A 16,801-nucleotide genomic window follows, 5' to 3' on the forward strand; every position below is an offset into this window, starting at 1 on the left:
TTTTTAACTTTTGTACTATATTTTCTAAAAAGAGTAAGGCATTACCAAATATATAGTGATAAAATGAAAATAGCGAGGTGAAAAAAATAATAGAGAGTAAGGGGGGGAGTAACATGAAAGCAACAGGAATTATTCGAAAAGTAGATGAATTGGGACGGATAGTTATTCCTAAAGAATTACGAGATGTATTAGGAATACAAATCAAATCACCACTTGAAATTTTTGTAGAAGAGGACAAAGTTATTTTACAAAAATATCAACCTTACAATGCTTGTCAAATAACAGGTGATGTTTCAGATCAAAATATTTCATTAGCAAATGGAAACATTACTGTTAGTATAGAAGGCGCAAAACATGTAATAAAAGAAATTGAGCAGTTTTTGAAAAAGAGTGAGATTTAGTCTTAATTTATCCCGCTATTTGTGGGCAATAAAACTCCCACCTCAAAACTCGGCTGAAGCAAAGAAGTTAGGTGGAAGCCCTGCTGCCTGTAAACGCCCGATTGGTGAGGGCTAATAATCAGTGGGGGATGAACCCCCCCACTGATTATAGTTTCACTTTATATTATTCTATTGAAAAACTGAAAAAGAAAAGGACCATTTAATGGGTCCTTTTCTTTTGTTTATTGAGAAATATTTGAGAGGAAGGGAAATGGGACGAATAAAACGAATATTAAATTTAAACGTATTCAATGGTGGTCTGAAATGAAAATAATACATTTTCAGGAGGGATTACGATGAATAGTAGTACAGCGAATAAACAAAAAGGTATACAATTAATTCCGTTTACTGTCAATAAGGTGGTTGAACAAGTAAATGAAATTCCACCAGGTGTACAACTGATTCATGCTCCGCAAGTATGGGAAAAGAGCGCGAAAGGGAAAGACATTGTCGTTGCCGTTTTAGATACAGGTTGTGATATAAATCATGTGGATTTAAAAGATCGTATTATTGGTGGTAGAAATTTCACGAAAGATTATGAAGGAGATCCTAAAGTTTATCTTGATAATAATGGGCATGGTACTCATGTAGCGGGGACGATTGTAGCGACTGAAAATGGTGTCGGTGTTTTAGGAGTCGCACCACTTGCTAAAATGTTAGTGTTAAAAGTATTAGCAGGAGACGGTTCTGGAAGTTATGAGCAAATTATTGAGGCCATTCATTATGCTGTAAATTGGAGAGGACCGAATAAAGAGAAAGTGAGAATTATTTCAATGTCACTTGGGGGTCCACAAGATGTACCAGAGTTACATGAAGCTATTCAAAATGCGGTAAAACAAGACGTACTTGTCGTATGTGCTGCTGGAAATGATGGGGATTGTAACGATGATACGGAAGAATTAGATTTTCCAGGTGCTTATTCTGAAGTAATCGAAGTAGGTGCTGTTAATTTAGAGCGGAAAATTTCATGCTTTAGTAATTCAAATCAAGAAATTGATTTAGTAGCGCCGGGTGATGAAATACTGTCTACGTATCCAGAGGGGAAATATGCAGTATTAAGTGGTACTTCAATGGCGACGCCGCATGTTGCTGGGGCGTTAGCACTTCTCATTAAGCAGTGTGAGAGAGAGTACGGTAGAAAATTATCAGAGCCGGAAATATACGCGCAACTTATAAAAAGGACTGTACCTTTAGGATATGAACGTACATCTGAAGGGAATGGATTAATAGATTTATTAAAAGAATAGTAATTACTAAAAAACATCTCATATTTATATGAGATGTTTTTTTAGTATGGTTCTGTCGCATGTATTACAACATCTAATAAACCAGGGAATCTAGTATTTAAATCTTCTTCACGAATTGAAATGAAACGTTGTGTTCCTTCAAGGCGTGTGTACATAACACCTGATTCACGTAAAACCTTGAAATGATGAGATAAAGTTGATTTCGCGATAGGGATGTTTAATGAACCACAAGATTGCTCATTTTTCTCAAGTAACATATTTACAATTTGTAAACGGATTTGATCGCTAAGTGCATATAAGACTGAAGAGAATTGAATTTCCTCTCGGTTCGGATGATAGAGTGTACGCATTTTTTCACCTGCTTGTATAAGTTAAGATATTTGCACTATAACATACAAAGTGGTATATTTCTATCGTTCGATTATATTCGAACAATAGAAATATAGGGGGATAAAAAATGAAGTATACAAAATTGCAAAAGGCAGGAATAAATATTTCTAAGTTGGGGTTAGGAACGAATGCAGTAGGGGGACACAATTTATACGCTGATGTGAATGAGGAAGAAGGAAAGCGATTAATAGAAGAAGCTATTCAGCAAGGTATTACATTTTTTGATACAGCGGATTCATACGGTTTCGGTAGATCAGAGGAATTGGTAGGAGAAGTAATAAAAGAGAAACGCCACGAATTTGTACTTGCTACAAAAGGTGGAATACAGTCGCTATTAAATGGAGAGGTTCATATTAATAATGAACCAAGCTATTTAAGAAATGCTGTGGAAAATAGTTTAAGAAGATTACAGACAGATTATATTGATTTATATTATTTACATTTTACAAACCCTGAAACAAGTTACATAGATTCAATTGGAGGGCTTACCCGTTTAAAAGAAGAAGGGAAAATTCGTTCAATTGGGATTTCAAATGTAAGTGTAGAACAATTAAAAAAAGCAAATCGATATGGAGATATAGATGTTGTACAAGCGCCTTACAATATGTTAGATCGCACTGCTGGGGAAGAATTATTGCCGTATTGTATTGAAGCAGGTATTTCATTTATTCCGTATGGACCACTTGCTTTCGGAATATTAGGTGGTAAATATACAGAAGATTCGAAATTGAATGAAGGCGATTGGCGCCAAAGTGTAAATCTATTTGAAGAAAATACATATAAGAGTAACTTTAAGAAAGTGGAAAAGTTAAAAGACTTAGCTAAAGAAAATAATATTGAAGTATCTCACTTAGCGTTAGCATGGTTATTAAATAAAGAAGGAATTGATACTGTTATTCCTGGCGGGAAGCGAGCAGCGCAAATAAGAGAAAGTGTTAGAGCAGTGGACGTTTTATTGAATGAACAGGATATGAAACAAATTGAATCTATATTAGAAGATTAGTTGAAAAGAGGGATAGTACCCTCTTTTTATATAAAGGAGAAGGTTTAAATGAAAAGAGTGCTAGCTGTATTCTTTACGATAATGTTTATGATCGGTACAGGTACTTTCTTAATTTCACCACTTTTGCCGACATTACAACAGGTGTATCATGTTTCAACTGAGTTGTCAGGGTGGATGGTAAGCTCATATGCTTTAGGATACGCTGGATTTGTACTTATCGCTGGTCCTATATCAGATGGATTAAACAGAAAAAAAGTAATGATACTAGGTATGATTTTTTTCGCAATTAGTACGTTTTTGTGCGGAATTGCACCTAGTTTTTTATGGATGCTGATTTTTCGATTTTTAGCAGGTGTAAGTGCAGCGTTTGTATCTCCGCAAGTGTGGGCATCTATTCCACTACTTATAGAGAAGAAGCAAATTGTGAAAGCAATTGGGATTGCAACAGCGGGATTATCAGTCGCTCAAATTCTTGGACTGCCAATTGGGGCCTATTTAGCAACGATACATTATACAACGCCATTCTTTGTCATTGGCATCCTGTCAGCATTACTTGTTATTTCTATTGGTGTTTTTATACCAGAAATAAAGCCTGTTCAAACAGAGGATAATAAACAATCAATCTTACGGCGTTATAAACAATTACTTAGAGATTCAAAGGTTCCACTCTCTTATTTTGCATATTTTATTTTTCAAACTGGTAATTTCGCAGCATTCTCATTCTTTGGTGTATGGCTTGCAGTTCAATTCGGTTTACAGGTTAATGAAGTAGGAACAGCTATGATTATATTGGGATTAGGAAATTTGACCGGTAATATTTTTGGTCCTAGAATTGTAAACAAAATCGGTTATAACATTTCTTTTTATGGTGGAATTATATTTACAGCAGTGCTATATGTAATACTTCCTCATTTAAATAACATTATATTTGTTGAATTATTCTTCTTTATTTTATTTTTTGTGACAGGAATTTTGTTTGTATTGATGATGGGACGCTTACAAAACATGTCTAGTGTAGCAAGAGGAACAGGAGCTGCTCTTGCTAATGCTTCTATGTACATTGGCCAAATGATTGGAGCGGCAGTAGCTGGAGTATTATTTGCTACGTCTCATAGTTTTGTTTTAGTAGGATGTTTTACAGCGCTACTGTATATTATTGCGTTATTCTTTTTTAGAAAAAGTGAAAAGCTTGCTGAAGAAAATAAAAAAGGACTTGCATCATAAAAGTGTTGCAAACGAAAAGCACTGTTTTAGGGATAAGTCTAAAACAGTGCTTTTCGTTTTGATTGAATAGTTGCTGCATTTTCATCATGTATGCCTGCATCTTTAATAATTCGCTTTTTTACTTTATTTAATAGATGGTCTACTGCTTCACCAAAATGGTTAGCTTCGCTTTTTGTGCGGGCTTCTCGTAAACATTTATAGTTTTCTAGCAGTTCCTCTTTTTCGGAGTTTGTTAAGAAATCTTCTATTTTCTTTTTTGTCATACGAAACACCCTTTCTTCTGACAAACGACGCAATAGAAAATATTTATTTTTCATTATAACAATAATTTTTAAAGAAAGTATAGATTAACGTCGTAATAGTTTGTCAATTTCTTGAATTTTCTCATCAGCTTTCCCAATTTGCGTGTTTTTAGCCTGTTCACCACCTAAGGCTTGATGAAGTAAAAATGTTTGACCTGAAATGGCAGTTACAATAGATACTTTTATAATTTCTTTTATTGTGGTGACATCGAATAAAACGAGTCCAAGAAGTGCAGCTAGGCAACCGGTCAATATATCGGTTAAAAACCCAAAGTGGAAAAACGTTTTTAAACGGCGTGGAAGCAATAACTTGCCTTGGTTATTGATCAGATGGGAAACGAAGCCAGTAATGCCACCAACTAGAACAGCAGTTAGCCATTGATACATTTCCATCGAATCCACTCCTTTTAGTGAATAAGATTCGATTTTTTCATATTGATTCCTTTTAATATTTCATATAAGCATATTGAGAAAGTTTGTTTAGGTATATTCCTTATTCAATTTAATTATAACAGAAAATTTCGATATATTTCAGTCTATTATATGAACAACTTTTACAATAATATGAATGCAGAAAGGGGTGCGTGATATGAATATAGATTATCGAGTAAGAAGTGTAGATGGTTATACAAAAAATATAGGTGAATTAGTAAGTATGCTGGAGCATACGAGGGCGGTAACATTACAGGAAATAGAAAATCTATCAGTTGAGCAATTAGATTTAATTATGCCAAGTGGTGGAAATTCAATTGGAGCTTTATTAAAGCATATAGCAGCTATAGAAAAAGTCCATCAGCTTATTTCATTTCAAAATCGTGACTTCACAAAAGAAGAATTAGAAGTATGGGAAGATGCACTGTATTTAGGAGAAGCGGGGAGAACGATTCGTGGTCATGAAATACAGTATTATGTACAACTTTTGCAAAAAGTGCGAGAAGAAACACTGAAGTGTTTGAGTGAACAGGATGACGAATGGCTAATGTCAGAAAGAAAGTGGCCTAATGGCGTAGCGTATAATCAGCACTACCTTTGGTTTCATGTGCTAGAAGATGAAATTAGTCATCGCGGCCAAATTAAAATGCTAAAAAACAAGTTGTTTGAAAATTACGTTAAATAAGGTAGCTTTTTAATAAGATATTCCATATAATGAGAGTAATTAAAATTAGAACGGGGTGATGTATTATGGCGAAATTAATTTATATGAATAATAAACCAAATACAAAGGTGGACGGAAAGGGCGATACTCTATAAGTGAGCGCACAATCCTTCCACTAAGTTCAAACTAGGGAGGATATCAATTTGGATCAAAATATTTTAGAATCGTTCGGATGGGATTCTTTTTTTGAGGAACAAGCTGTAGAGAACTATGAAGTAGGACGTATTTTACTTGAGCATAAGCATATATATCGGATTATTTGTACTGATGGTGAATATGTAGCGGAACTGTCTGGAAAGTTTCGTCATGAAGCGTTAACGAAAGGGGATTATCCGGCAGTTGGTGATTGGGTGTATATAAAGAAAATAGAAGGAGAGCGAAAGGCAATTATTCATCGTATTTTTCCAAGGAGAAGCTCTTTTTCTAGACAAGAGGCTGGCTACCGAACAGAGGAACAGATTATAGCTACGAATGTGGATTATCTTTTTTTAGTAAATGCTCTTAACCATGATTTCAACGTAAGAAGGATGGAACGTTATTTGCTATTGGCTTATGAGAGTGGTGCAATGCCTATTATTGTTTTAACGAAGAGTAGTTTATGTGAAGATGTGGAACAAAAAATTGCAGAAACTGAAGCAGTAGCAATCGGTGTTCCTGTATTTGTTGTTGATAGCTTAGCGTACGTCGGAATAGAATCATTGCAACAATTTGTTTCACCAGGAAAAACCATTGCCTTAGTTGGATCTTCAGGTGCAGGGAAATCTACTTTGTTAAATGCATTAACAGGAACAGTTGTAGCAAAAACCGGAGATATACGTGAAGAAGATAGTAAAGGGAGACATACGACAACTCACCGTGAATTATTCCAATTACCAAGTGGTGGTTTAGTAATTGATACTCCTGGTATGAGAGAACTTCAGCTTTGGGAAGGAAGCGGGGCAATCCAAACTACATTTTCTGATATTGAAGATCTTGCACATACTTGCCGCTTTCGAGATTGTAAACATGACGGTGAACCAGGATGTGCAGTGCGAAGTGCTATAGATAACGGAAGTATACCTGTAGAGCGCTTGCTAAGCTATAAAAAGCTGCAAAGAGAATTGGCATATGTTATGAGAAAACAAAACATTACTCTGGCAAGAGCGGAACGAGATAGATGGAAAAAGATTTCTAAACAACATAAAAAAATATAAAAAACCAAAAGGCTTGTTCCTTTGGTTTTTTGTATTTGTAAATTTTATATTAATATTATTCATATATATAGACGAATGGAATTAATTTGTTTAAACTTTACAAAGTGTTCATCAAAACAAGTTATAAAAATAGTAACTAAGGAATGGGATATATTCAAAATTAGCTCATTTAATCTTTAGAGCTTAATATTGAAATGCAGGAGGTTTATAATGCGTAAACTAGTAAGTTGGTTTAGAGATATGAAAGTAGCAAAAAAGCTATTAATTTCATTTTTTGTTATATTAATTGCGGCAGTCTCTATTATTGGGGGCATGTCGTATCAAACAGCTAAAAAGAATTTTGAATCACAAATTATGAGTAGTGCTCAGGATAATATAAAAATATTGGATAATTTAATCAATCAAATGATTGAAGCGAAATTCAACGATGTAAATAATTTTGCACGAGTGATTCATACTGATATGTATCAAGGGGATAAACAGGATGAACTAAGAAAAACATTATCTCAATATATTAGCTTGAACAAAGATGTAGAACAAGTGTATGTTGCCGGAAACGATAAAAAATTTGTACAAGAACCAAAAATACAAATGGAAACAGATTATGATCCAACAGCGCGTTCTTGGTATAAAGATGCAGTGAATAAGCAAGGTGGAATTGTTGTCACTGAACCATATAAGGCACAAGGAAATGGGCATACTGTCGTAACAATCGCAAAACAAACTGAAGATAAAAATGGTGTTGTTGCAGTAGATTTAAATTTAGATAATTTATTAAAAACAACAAAGTTAATCAATATTGGTAAAAAAGGCTATGCTTTCATTTTAGATGGGAACAAAAAAATAATTGCTCACCCTCAAGAAAAACCAGGTGACAAGGCAGATGATTCTTGGGCAAAGAAAATATACGAAGATAACCATGGCACTTTTTCATACACTTATAGTGGTAGTGACAAGAAAATGGTATTTGCCACAAACTTAAAAACAGGCTGGAAAATTTCTGGGACGATGTACTCAAATGAAGTAGTTGAGGCTGCTCAACCTGTATTTTATAATATGTTAATTGTAATGTTTATTTCATTAGTTGTAGGTGGAGTGCTTATTTATTTCGTGACACTTTCTATTACCAAACCTTTAAAACAATTAGTTGTCACTTCTAAAGAAATAAGCGAAGGGGACTTAACTCAAATGATTCAAATACATTCAAATGATGAAATTGGACAACTTGCGAAAGGTTTTAATGAGATGACTCATTCACTACGTACATTAATCGGAAGAATTAATACTTCAGCAGGGCATGTTGCAGCTGCATCTGAAGAGTTAACAGCAAGTGTGAGACAAGCGAGTGAAGCGACTGAACAAATTACATCAGCAATGGATGAAATATCAAGTGGTGCAACGACGCAAACAGCAAGCGTAGAAAATGGTGCTATGTTACTGTTTGGTGTAACAGAAGGGATTCAGCATGTAGCAAATAGTTCATCATCTATTAATACTGCTTCTGCTCATGCACGTGAAAAAGCAGAAGATGGCGGAAAACTAGTAGGAAAAACAGTAAATCAAATGCAGTCTATTGCGGCGTCTGTTTCGCAATCAGATGCAGTTATTCAGTTATTAAATAATAAATCAAAGCAAATTGGTGATATTTTAGAAGTAATTCAAAATATTGCAGATCAAACCAACCTGCTAGCATTAAATGCAGCAATTGAGGCTGCAAGAGCTGGCGAGCATGGAAGAGGCTTTGCAATTGTTGCTGATGAAGTACGAAAATTAGCAGAACAATCTAGCGTATCATCGAGTGAAATTAGTAAATTAATTTGTGAAATACAAGATGATATGAGTAAAACAGTAAAATCTATGAATAATGTAAATGAAGAAGTTCAATCTGGACTTGTTATTGCAAATGAAACAAAACAAAATTTCACTGAGATTTTACAATCTACAAATGAAATTGCTGATCAAATTAAAACGATGGTTGAAACGGCTAATGGAATGTCAAAAGGTGCAAATGAAGTATCTATTTCAGTTGGCCAAATTGCAATGACAGCACAAAATAACGCGACGAGTACACAAGGTGTTGCGGCGTCAGCTGAGGAGCAGTTAGCTTCTATGGAAGAAATTAGTTCTGCGGCGGGTACACTATCTCAAATGGCTGAAGAGTTACAAGTATTAATTGAAAGATTTAAAGTGTAAATAGAAAGGGCTGCTTCAAATAGTATTACTGCTATTAGAGGCAGTCCTTTTAGTTAATAGCCTGTGGGGAACGGGGGGATTCAATAATTAAAGCTTTATTTTAATTAATATTTGTCGAAAAATAGAGGGATTTGTTAAGTTTGTGTATAATGAATATTGTATAGATTACATATAAAGGAGATTATTATGGGAGTGTATTGGGGAACGAAAAGGCATTCTTGGCTTAGTTATGTCTCGTTTTGGTTAAGTATTTTATTCTTTGCTGTTTTTGTAATTGAAGTGTTTGTATTTAAAACACTTTCAAATAGTTCATTACAAATCGTTAAATATTTTTATTTTATATTTGTCCCATTAAATATCATTCTTAGTTTGAGATTATTATCAAAGAAGAATGAAAAGAAAATATTACCGATTTTTAGTTTAATTGTCTCGCTATTATTTGCCAGTTTAATTATAGTATTAGCATTAGTAGCCGCAGGAAAAGTCTTTTGAGGAGAGTGATAAAAATCACTCTTCTTTTGTGTGGAATTTTTAGATTTATAAGTAGTGTGAAGGAAATATGGAGAGTGATAAGTTATAAGTAAAGGGACGTACTAGTGAGTAGAAAATGAATCAAAAATACTATATGTTTTGTATGTGTTTATAAAGCAAATGAATGCGGTAAGATTCGTGAAATATGGTACAATATACATGGATAGTGATAGAGATAAAGGGTATATAAAATACTCATCGTTTTTTAGTAAGAGAGGGGTTATCTTATGCTATACGAGGATTTGATGACATTATTCCAAGCTGCTCCGATAGAATTGGATAGAGGCGGCTGGAAATATATAATCCAGGAACAAAATGATAATTATGAAATTGTTGATGAAATGTTAAAAAAGCAAATGAATGTTGAATTGTATTTTAATGAATATGATGAGGTGAAAATCACTTTATATAAAGATGGAAGCCCCATTACTACAATGCAAAGAATTGCTATTTCAAAAGTTGAGTTAGATGAAGAGGAAGAAGGCATTCAATTTGTATTAGAACGTATGCCAAGTCGAATGATTCGTTTGCAATTAAAGCCATATCTTGCAGTAGAAATGGGACCGTATTGGGAAGTATGTGAAGAGTGTGAATGAACATGAAAAAGCATCCGTATAAACGGATGCTTTTTCATGTTTTTTGAAGTTGTTTAAAAGCGATAATCGGTAGTAAAATGATGCTTACCCAACCGATAATTGGATATAGAATATGAAGTAATTGGCTATATCCGATGTAACTAAAGCAATAACTAATTAGTAATATGAAGTAAATAATGTTATGACTTTTCCATCCTGTAATGGATTGCATTTGTTTTGTCATTCCGAAAATATTCCCAACTAATGTTGTGAACACTTCACCAAAAATAATAAGAACAAAGAAAAAGTGGAAAGTGGCATTAAATCTTCTTACAACTTCAGCCATCGGGATGTTGTATTGATAAAATTGTTCAACTGATAATATTGCTAAATGGCTACATAATAAAATGAAGCAAAGCCCTGCGCCTCCTAAAATCCCCCCCCACAAAATAGCTTTTCGGTCTTTTACTTCACTGGCTAATGGGACGAGAACACTTTGGGCGAGTGAAAGATTTAATGCAACATATGTAATCGGGCTAGTAATCCATTTCATATTCCAACTTTCTGTAGGAATGGTGTTAATAAGAGGAGTTGTACCATGAATAAAGGTTGTGATAGCAAGACCGATAATAAAAATCATCATTATAGGTACGACAAGTGTATTTACTTCAAAAACACCTTGTAATCCCCGACTCCCAATAATGAGACAGGCGATGACTGTGATGAAAATACCAAGTTGTCTCGGGAGGCGGAGTTGTTCTTCAAATACTGCCCCGGCCCCTGATAACATAACGCTTGTTACACCAAATAATACGAGTAATAGTAATGTGTTTACGACATTTCCAAATACATCCCCAAATAAATATTTGTTAAATTCTTGAGCTGAAAATGCCCCTATTTGTGATGAAAGCAACATCATCTTTGTGCCGAGCCAAATAAAAAAAAATCCACTTATACATATGCCAATGGTTCCGTAAAATCCGTTCACTGTAAAAAATTCAACAATTTCTCGTCCAGTAGCAAATCCAGCTCCAACGACAGTTCCGATATAAGTAGCAGCGACTTTCTTTGCTACTTGCCATTGTTGATTGTCCATGTTATCCCTCTTTCTTCTATGATGAGCTTGACTTACTATTATGCATATGTGTGAGCTTGGACAATTAGACATATGAAGTAGCTGAAAGAATACATGAATTATATGATATTAGGGAAATATTAAGGTTGTTAAAACTTTGTTACATATAAGCTGTTCATTCAAAAGAGTAGGAAATGTATGGTAAAATGTAATTAGGTTATTAAAAGATAATAATTATAAAAATGCTAAGAGGAGTGGATTGTATGAGTACGAAAACAAATGTTGTTGAAGTATTAAACAAGCAGGTAGCAAACTGGAATGTGTTATATGTGAAATTGCATAATTATCACTGGTATGTGACAGGACCACACTTCTTTACATTACATGAGAAATTTGAAGAGTTTTATAATGAAGCAGGGACTTACATTGATGAGTTAGCGGAACGTATTTTAGCGCTAGAAGGAAAACCGTTAGCGACAATGAAAGAATATCTAGCAACTTCTACTGTGAGTGAAGGGACAAGCAAAGAGTCTGCAGAAGAAATGGTACAAACTTTAGTAAATGATTTTTCTGCACTCATTCAAGAATTGAAAGAAGGTATGGAAGTAGCGGGTGAAGCTGGTGATGAAACATCTGCTGATATGCTATTAGCAATTCATACGACATTAGAACAACATGTGTGGATGTTAAGTGCATTCTTAAAATAAACATAAATGGATTAAAGAAAAACTCTATTGAAAAATTCTTTCAATAGAGTTTTTTATGATTTTTCAGTTTCCTTTTATGCTATAATATAGTAAAAAGGAGGCGATGCGATGTTTCGCTTTTTCAGAACTGGAAAAGAAGAGCGGGAAATTACGAAAGACGAATTAGAACAAGCGATGGCTAAGTTTCTAGAAACGAATGCTAATATCGTTTATACAGTATTAGTAAATGATGATTACACAGTAAATTATGATTTATTAAAGCCCTATTTACCTGCATTTCCAACCAATTTTTTTCTTATTACGAAGGAAACGCTTGAGGTATTTGAGCATACAGAAGAAAATTTAAACCTAGTTAAAGAAATTGATATCGTACAAAAAGCCGTCGATCAATATGTAACAGAAAAAGAAATGTTCCCAATTATTGAAGATAGCGAAGATCGCCTCATATGTGGAATAAAGCTAGGACCATATTTAAATCGTATATTAAAAAGAAATTTATATATTTCAGAAAAGCATTATTTAGTTTCAAGTAAACCAGATAAGAAAAAAAAGAATACCGGGTAGATGTTATGAGAACAACAATAATATATTGTTGTCTTTTTTTTGTTTTAAAATATTGATTTTTCAGTCTATTTAATTTTATACTATAACTAGTGGATAGGAAGGAGTGGTGTATTGTGCGTATACATACATTAGTTATTAAATATCATTCTGAAAATCAGGTATTGTTAAGTTGAATTGTAGAATTTTACTACTTATACCGTGACCCTAGAATGATAGGAAGATTGGAGAAAAAATTTTTATAAAAGGTTACGGGGGATTTCTATATGAAAAATAGTATGACTTATATTCAATTATTAAATGAAACGCTAGATTGTTATGCAAAAAAAGGAAGTTTTGAAGCATATTCTTATATAATGGAGCATGCTAAAGGTGTAGTGGGTAATGAAGCACAAATATATAACTTTAAATATGCGCTAGCAAGTGCAGCAGGACTTGAAGAAGAAGCGTTGCATTTAATGAAGAAAGCAATTATAGAAAATGAGTTTTGGTACGGACGTGAGTATTTAATTTCCGATGATGATTTAAAACCATTACATAAATTTGAAGAGTTTCATAGAATGGTTCAATTATGTAAAGAAAGAGAAGAATTAGCAAAGAAATCGGAACAAGCAGACCTGAAATATAAATACAGCAAACAAAATGAAAATCTACTAATCACACTGCATGGGGATCAAGAAAATATACAAATAATAGAACCATATTGGAACTCTGTAATGGAACAAGGTTTTATGCTGGCATTGCCTCAATCTTCCCAAATTCAATTTTCAGATGGATATGTTTGGGATAGTATCGAAAGAGGAAGAGAAGAGTTAAAAGAACATTACAATAAGATTAAAGCGAATAAAACATTTGGAAATATTATTATTGGTGGCTTTTCTGCTGGGGCAAGAGTAGCGTTACATTCCATGTTACAAGGTGAAATAGAAGTGAACGGTTTTATTTTTGTGGCACCGTGGCTCCCGGAAATGGAAGAATGGGAAGAAATGATTGGAATATTACATGATAAAAGCATAAAAGGATATATAATATGTGGGGATCAAGATGAAGATTGTTTCGAATGTACACAGCAATTTGTAAAGTTATTAAAGGATAAAAATATAGAACATAAGTATAAAGTTGTGCCTAACTTAAATCATGATTATCCTGAGAATTTTGAGGAGTTATTAAAAGAAGCTATTGAATATATAGGAAGCAAAAACAATTGATTGGTAGTAAGAAAGGGAGATGCATCATATGTGATGCATCTCCTTTTCGTTATTATAAATTAAAAGCGTCTGCCAATAGGCGATAAGAGTTTAATTTATCTTCAAATTGATGAGTGATTGTGACAATCATAAACTCTTCAGCATTGTATGCTTTGCTTAAGTTTAATATTTTTTCTTTTACAGAAGACGGATCGCCGACGATCATACGTTGACGATTTTCTTTAATACGAAATAGGTCATAAGCACTATACGAATAATTTTGAGCAGTTTCGATAGAAGGGGTTCCAGTAGTCCGTTTTCCTTGTTCTAATAGTAAAATCGATAAATCAAGGCTTGATGCTATATTCTCCGCTTCTTCGTTTGTTTCTCCGCAAATAACAAAAATAGAGACGATTGATTTTGGTTTATCACCTAAATAGGAAGGTTGGAATTGCTCTTGATAGGCTTTCATTACTTCAGGGCCACCGTATCCGTTAATGAACTGTGCAAATGCAAAAGAAGCGCCTTGCTTTGCGGCAATCATTGCACTTTCCCCGCTAGAACCGAGCATCCACATTTCAGGAGATGTTGTGATAACTGGAGTAGCCTTTAAATTTGCATAATGATGGTTTTCTGGTACTTGATCATGTAAGTACATAGCAACATCTGCAATTTGTTCTGGATATTGATCAAGTGAGACCATTTTACCTTCTTGAAGTGCGCGAGTTGCTATCGGCATACCACCAGGCGCTCTACCAACACCAAGGTCAATACGGTTTGGATAAAGTGCCTCTAACACGCGGAAATTCTCGGCAACTTTATATGGACTATAGTGTGGCAACATAACACCACCCGAACCAACTCTAATACGATTCGTTTTTGCTGCAATATGTGAAATGAGTATTTCTGGACTTGAGCCTGCTAGGCTTACAGAATTATGGTGCTCGGATACCCAAAAACGTGTAAATCCTAGTTTTTCAACTTCTTGTGCAAGTGTTACTGTATGTGAAAAAGCTTCAGTTGCTGTGCTGCCATCAGAAATAGGTGATTGGTCTAATACACTTAATTTGATCATAGAATATACCTCTCAATCTTAATGTACATTCTATTATATATTTACTTACGAAAAATGCGTAATGAAATGCTCACACAAAAAAGAGGATGATAATATAGCCACTTTTAACGAGAAAACCCTCGTTCATAATGATTCATTTCGACTAAGTTTAATATATATTCGTAGTTATCAATCTCAAGTTTTATTTGTTCACGCTCTTTTTCAGATAATTTCATATTACTAAGTTTTTTGCATAGGTGTTGTTTCTTTAATTCTAGATGTTTTTTTGTAGCGTGGTAATCATAAGTCTGTTTCATTTTCAACCACTCCTTCGTTGCAGTTGCTATATTATACGAAGCATAAAGAAATGTGAGATCTGTCTCTTATGTACTTTTAGTGAATATTCAAATTGCAATGGTGTTATGTTTATGGGGATTTATGAATAAAATGCACTAAACCACTAACGCGCATTTTATGAAGTAAGGGGTGGAATTGTGCAGAAAGACTTAATGTATAACACTGAGATGGATGAAACGTTACAAGTTATAAATAAGGGATTGAATAAGACGACACGTCCGAAACAAATTATTGTAGTAGGGGCAGGCATGGCTGGATTAGTTTCGGCATCTTTATTAAAGGCTGCAGGAAATGAAGTGAAGATTTTTGAAGCAAACAATCGTGTAGGCGGCCGCATAGAGACAGTTAGAATGGAAGATACCGGATTATATTTAGATGTTGGAGCGATGAGAATTCCATATTCGCACACGTTAACGATGGCATATATAAGAAAATTTGGGTTACAGGTGAGCCCTTTTATTAATAGGAATGAGACAGATATCATCTACGTAAATGGTCGGAAAACGACATTAAAACAATACGAAAAAGATCCAAGTATTTTAAGATATCCTGTGGAAATGAATGAAGTTGGGAAAACATCTGAGGAACTATTATTGTTAGCGGTACAGCCCATTATAAATTTTATAAAAAAGAACCCAGAGAAAAATTGGGATGTTGTAGTAAAGGATTTTGGAAGATACTCTACAGGACAATTTTTAAAGTACCATCCTTATCAATATAATACGTATTTTTCACCAATAACGATTGAGATGATTGGTGTTTTATTAGATTTAGAAGGTTTTTTAGAAAGATCATTCGTTGAGACGTTACGTTTTTTATACATTATGCAAGAGGAGAGTGGATTTTGTGAAATAATAGGTGGAAACGATAGATTACCAAAATCTTTTTTACCGCAATTAGAAGGGAATATTATTTATAATCAAAAATTAATGAAGCTACATCAACACGATAACGGTGTGACGGCTTTCTATCGAAACGAGGAAACTTTTGAATATAGTAGTATTACAGGGGATTTAGTTATTGTTACAATTCCGTTTTCGACAATGCGTTTTGTGGAAGTAGATCCATTTGACTCTATATCTCATGAAAAGTGGAAAGCAATTCGTGAATTGCATTATATGCCTGCGACGAAAATAGGAATTCAATTTAAAAGTCGATTTTGGGAAGAACAAGGACAATTAGGCGGAAGAATCATAACAGATTTGCCAATTCGTTACGCCTATTATCCAAGCCATGGAATTGGAGAGAAAGGACCTGCTATGATGTTAGGAAGCTATACATGGTCTTATGATGCGTTACTATGGGATGGGCTATCGAAGGGTGATCGTATTTATTACACATTACACAACTTAGCAACAATATTAGGCGGTCAAGTATATGATGAGTTCATGTCTGGAATATCAAAAAGTTGGACATTAGATCCATATGCACTTGGAGGGTTTGCTCTTTTTCAAGCTGGTCAAGAATCTGAATTACAGCCAGTCATTGTAAAACCTGAGGGGAGAATATACTTTGCTGGAGATCATACAACGCTGTATCACGGATGGATTCAAGGTGCGATTGAGTCTGGAGTTCGTGTTGCGGTAGAGGTAAATGAATAAAATGT

General features: G+C 34.2%; 19 protein-coding genes. 13 read left to right on the forward strand and 6 right to left on the reverse strand.

Annotated features, from left to right (window positions below; all coding sequences use genetic code 11):
• Positions 1-113: 113 nt before the first annotated feature.
• Together JDS80_RS14235 and JDS80_RS14240 are read left to right on the forward strand one after the other, a co-directional pair.
• Positions 114-401, forward strand: a complete 288-nt coding sequence (locus JDS80_RS14235; RefSeq protein ID WP_000648281.1) for an AbrB/MazE/SpoVT family DNA-binding domain-containing protein — start codon at positions 114-116, stop codon at positions 399-401.
• Positions 402-736: 335 nt separating this feature from the next.
• Complete coding sequence (locus JDS80_RS14240) at positions 737-1,687, forward strand: serine protease (RefSeq protein WP_071769952.1); 951 nt, start codon at positions 737-739, stop codon at positions 1,685-1,687.
• A gap of 41 nt (positions 1,688-1,728) precedes the next feature.
• Here JDS80_RS14240 and JDS80_RS14245 read toward each other — a convergent pair whose 3' ends face one another.
• Complete coding sequence (locus JDS80_RS14245; RefSeq protein ID WP_071769951.1) at positions 1,729-2,037, reverse strand: ArsR/SmtB family transcription factor; 309 nt, start codon at positions 2,035-2,037, stop codon at positions 1,729-1,731.
• A 107-nt stretch (positions 2,038-2,144) separates the two neighbouring features.
• Between JDS80_RS14245 and JDS80_RS14250 the strand changes: the two genes are divergently transcribed.
• The gene (locus tag JDS80_RS14250; protein WP_199638965.1) at positions 2,145-3,080 is read left to right on the forward strand and encodes an aldo/keto reductase; all 936 of its coding nucleotides are present in this window, start codon (positions 2,145-2,147) and stop codon (positions 3,078-3,080) included.
• 48 nt (positions 3,081-3,128) lie between these two features.
• Positions 3,129-4,304, forward strand: a complete 1,176-nt coding sequence (locus tag JDS80_RS14255; RefSeq protein ID WP_199638967.1) for an MFS transporter — start codon at positions 3,129-3,131, stop codon at positions 4,302-4,304.
• A 38-nt stretch (positions 4,305-4,342) separates the two neighbouring features.
• On the opposite strand, the gene JDS80_RS14260 is transcribed toward JDS80_RS14255, so the two are convergent.
• Positions 4,343-4,567, reverse strand: coding sequence for a hypothetical protein (locus JDS80_RS14260; RefSeq protein WP_071745631.1), 225 nt, complete (start codon positions 4,565-4,567; stop codon positions 4,343-4,345).
• A gap of 84 nt (positions 4,568-4,651) precedes the next feature.
• Positions 4,652-4,999 carry a DUF4257 domain-containing protein gene (locus JDS80_RS14265; RefSeq protein ID WP_070141977.1) on the reverse strand — a complete coding sequence of 116 codons (348 nt, stop codon included), beginning with the start codon at positions 4,997-4,999 and terminating at the stop codon, positions 4,652-4,654.
• A 196-nt stretch (positions 5,000-5,195) separates the two neighbouring features.
• Between JDS80_RS14265 and JDS80_RS14270 the strand changes: the two genes are divergently transcribed.
• The 5 genes from JDS80_RS14270 (at position 5,196) to JDS80_RS14290 (ending at position 10,275) form a co-directional block, all read left to right on the forward strand.
• On the forward strand, positions 5,196-5,723 hold the full coding sequence (locus JDS80_RS14270) for a DinB family protein (protein WP_071769949.1): 528 nt from the start codon (positions 5,196-5,198) through the stop codon (positions 5,721-5,723).
• Positions 5,724-5,905: 182 nt separating this feature from the next.
• Positions 5,906-6,955: a ribosome small subunit-dependent GTPase A gene (rsgA, locus tag JDS80_RS14275; RefSeq protein ID WP_071745629.1), complete on the forward strand. Its 1,050-nt coding sequence runs from the start codon at positions 5,906-5,908 to the stop codon at positions 6,953-6,955.
• Between the two features lie 210 nt (positions 6,956-7,165).
• Entirely contained in the window at positions 7,166-9,148 is a 1,983-nt protein-coding gene (locus JDS80_RS14280) for a methyl-accepting chemotaxis protein (RefSeq protein ID WP_098888947.1), read from the forward strand.
• Between the two features lie 186 nt (positions 9,149-9,334).
• The gene (locus JDS80_RS14285) at positions 9,335-9,640 is read left to right on the forward strand and encodes a hypothetical protein (protein WP_071745627.1); all 306 of its coding nucleotides are present in this window, start codon (positions 9,335-9,337) and stop codon (positions 9,638-9,640) included.
• A gap of 266 nt (positions 9,641-9,906) precedes the next feature.
• The gene (locus JDS80_RS14290; protein WP_016129214.1) at positions 9,907-10,275 is read left to right on the forward strand and encodes a DUF3979 family protein; all 369 of its coding nucleotides are present in this window, start codon (positions 9,907-9,909) and stop codon (positions 10,273-10,275) included.
• A gap of 34 nt (positions 10,276-10,309) precedes the next feature.
• On the opposite strand, the gene JDS80_RS14295 is transcribed toward JDS80_RS14290, so the two are convergent.
• A complete protein-coding gene (locus JDS80_RS14295) occupies positions 10,310-11,350 on the reverse strand; it encodes a YkvI family membrane protein (protein WP_098888946.1) in 1,041 nt (346 codons plus the stop codon).
• Positions 11,351-11,592: 242 nt separating this feature from the next.
• Between JDS80_RS14295 and JDS80_RS14300 the strand changes: the two genes are divergently transcribed.
• The 3 genes from JDS80_RS14300 to JDS80_RS14310 all read left to right on the forward strand — a co-directional run bounded on the left by JDS80_RS14300 (position 11,593) and on the right by JDS80_RS14310 (position 13,805).
• Positions 11,593-12,036 carry a Dps family protein gene (locus tag JDS80_RS14300; protein WP_000105200.1) on the forward strand — a complete coding sequence of 148 codons (444 nt, stop codon included), beginning with the start codon at positions 11,593-11,595 and terminating at the stop codon, positions 12,034-12,036.
• A 108-nt stretch (positions 12,037-12,144) separates the two neighbouring features.
• The gene (locus tag JDS80_RS14305; protein WP_098888945.1) at positions 12,145-12,600 is read left to right on the forward strand and encodes a DUF3939 domain-containing protein; all 456 of its coding nucleotides are present in this window, start codon (positions 12,145-12,147) and stop codon (positions 12,598-12,600) included.
• A 263-nt stretch (positions 12,601-12,863) separates the two neighbouring features.
• Positions 12,864-13,805, forward strand: a complete 942-nt coding sequence (locus JDS80_RS14310) for an alpha/beta hydrolase (RefSeq protein ID WP_098888944.1) — start codon at positions 12,864-12,866, stop codon at positions 13,803-13,805.
• A 52-nt stretch (positions 13,806-13,857) separates the two neighbouring features.
• Here the strand turns inward: JDS80_RS14310 and JDS80_RS14315 are convergent, their stop codons facing one another.
• Positions 13,858-14,859, reverse strand: coding sequence for an LLM class flavin-dependent oxidoreductase (locus JDS80_RS14315; protein WP_071745624.1), 1,002 nt, complete (start codon positions 14,857-14,859; stop codon positions 13,858-13,860).
• A gap of 104 nt (positions 14,860-14,963) precedes the next feature.
• On the reverse strand, positions 14,964-15,155 hold the full coding sequence (locus JDS80_RS14320) for a DUF3896 family protein (protein WP_071769946.1): 192 nt from the start codon (positions 15,153-15,155) through the stop codon (positions 14,964-14,966).
• Between the two features lie 177 nt (positions 15,156-15,332).
• On the opposite strand from JDS80_RS14320, the gene JDS80_RS14325 reads away from it, so the two are divergent.
• Positions 15,333-16,796: an FAD-dependent oxidoreductase gene (locus JDS80_RS14325; RefSeq protein WP_142347460.1), complete on the forward strand. Its 1,464-nt coding sequence runs from the start codon at positions 15,333-15,335 to the stop codon at positions 16,794-16,796.
• Positions 16,797-16,801 lie beyond the last annotated feature (5 nt).

The organism is Bacillus cereus group sp. N8 (assembly GCF_016483685.1).
Taxonomy (GTDB): Bacteria; Bacillota; Bacilli; order Bacillales; family Bacillaceae_G; genus Bacillus_A; species Bacillus_A proteolyticus.

Excerpts from the sequence above, each read along its gene's own strand:
- JDS80_RS14235 (WP_000648281.1), top strand. The coding sequence starts at position 114 with ATGAAAGCAACAGGAATTATTCGAAAAGTAGATGAATTGGGACGGATA.
- JDS80_RS14240 (WP_071769952.1), top strand. The coding sequence starts at position 737 with ATGAATAGTAGTACAGCGAATAAACAAAAAGGTATACAATTAATTCCG.
- JDS80_RS14245 (WP_071769951.1), bottom strand. The coding sequence starts at position 2,037 with ATGCGTACACTCTATCATCCGAACCGAGAGGAAATTCAATTCTCTTCA.
- JDS80_RS14250 (WP_199638965.1), top strand. The coding sequence starts at position 2,145 with ATGAAGTATACAAAATTGCAAAAGGCAGGAATAAATATTTCTAAGTTG.
- JDS80_RS14255 (WP_199638967.1), top strand. The coding sequence starts at position 3,129 with ATGAAAAGAGTGCTAGCTGTATTCTTTACGATAATGTTTATGATCGGT.
- JDS80_RS14260 (WP_071745631.1), bottom strand. The coding sequence starts at position 4,567 with ATGACAAAAAAGAAAATAGAAGATTTCTTAACAAACTCCGAAAAAGAG.
- JDS80_RS14265 (WP_070141977.1), bottom strand. The coding sequence starts at position 4,999 with ATGGAAATGTATCAATGGCTAACTGCTGTTCTAGTTGGTGGCATTACT.
- JDS80_RS14270 (WP_071769949.1), top strand. The coding sequence starts at position 5,196 with ATGAATATAGATTATCGAGTAAGAAGTGTAGATGGTTATACAAAAAAT.
- JDS80_RS14280 (WP_098888947.1), top strand. The coding sequence starts at position 7,166 with ATGCGTAAACTAGTAAGTTGGTTTAGAGATATGAAAGTAGCAAAAAAG.
- JDS80_RS14285 (WP_071745627.1), top strand. The coding sequence starts at position 9,335 with ATGGGAGTGTATTGGGGAACGAAAAGGCATTCTTGGCTTAGTTATGTC.
- JDS80_RS14290 (WP_016129214.1), top strand. The coding sequence starts at position 9,907 with ATGCTATACGAGGATTTGATGACATTATTCCAAGCTGCTCCGATAGAA.
- JDS80_RS14295 (WP_098888946.1), bottom strand. The coding sequence starts at position 11,350 with ATGGACAATCAACAATGGCAAGTAGCAAAGAAAGTCGCTGCTACTTAT.
- JDS80_RS14300 (WP_000105200.1), top strand. The coding sequence starts at position 11,593 with ATGAGTACGAAAACAAATGTTGTTGAAGTATTAAACAAGCAGGTAGCA.
- JDS80_RS14305 (WP_098888945.1), top strand. The coding sequence starts at position 12,145 with ATGTTTCGCTTTTTCAGAACTGGAAAAGAAGAGCGGGAAATTACGAAA.
- JDS80_RS14310 (WP_098888944.1), top strand. The coding sequence starts at position 12,864 with ATGAAAAATAGTATGACTTATATTCAATTATTAAATGAAACGCTAGAT.
- JDS80_RS14315 (WP_071745624.1), bottom strand. The coding sequence starts at position 14,859 with ATGATCAAATTAAGTGTATTAGACCAATCACCTATTTCTGATGGCAGC.
- JDS80_RS14320 (WP_071769946.1), bottom strand. The coding sequence starts at position 15,155 with ATGAAACAGACTTATGATTACCACGCTACAAAAAAACATCTAGAATTA.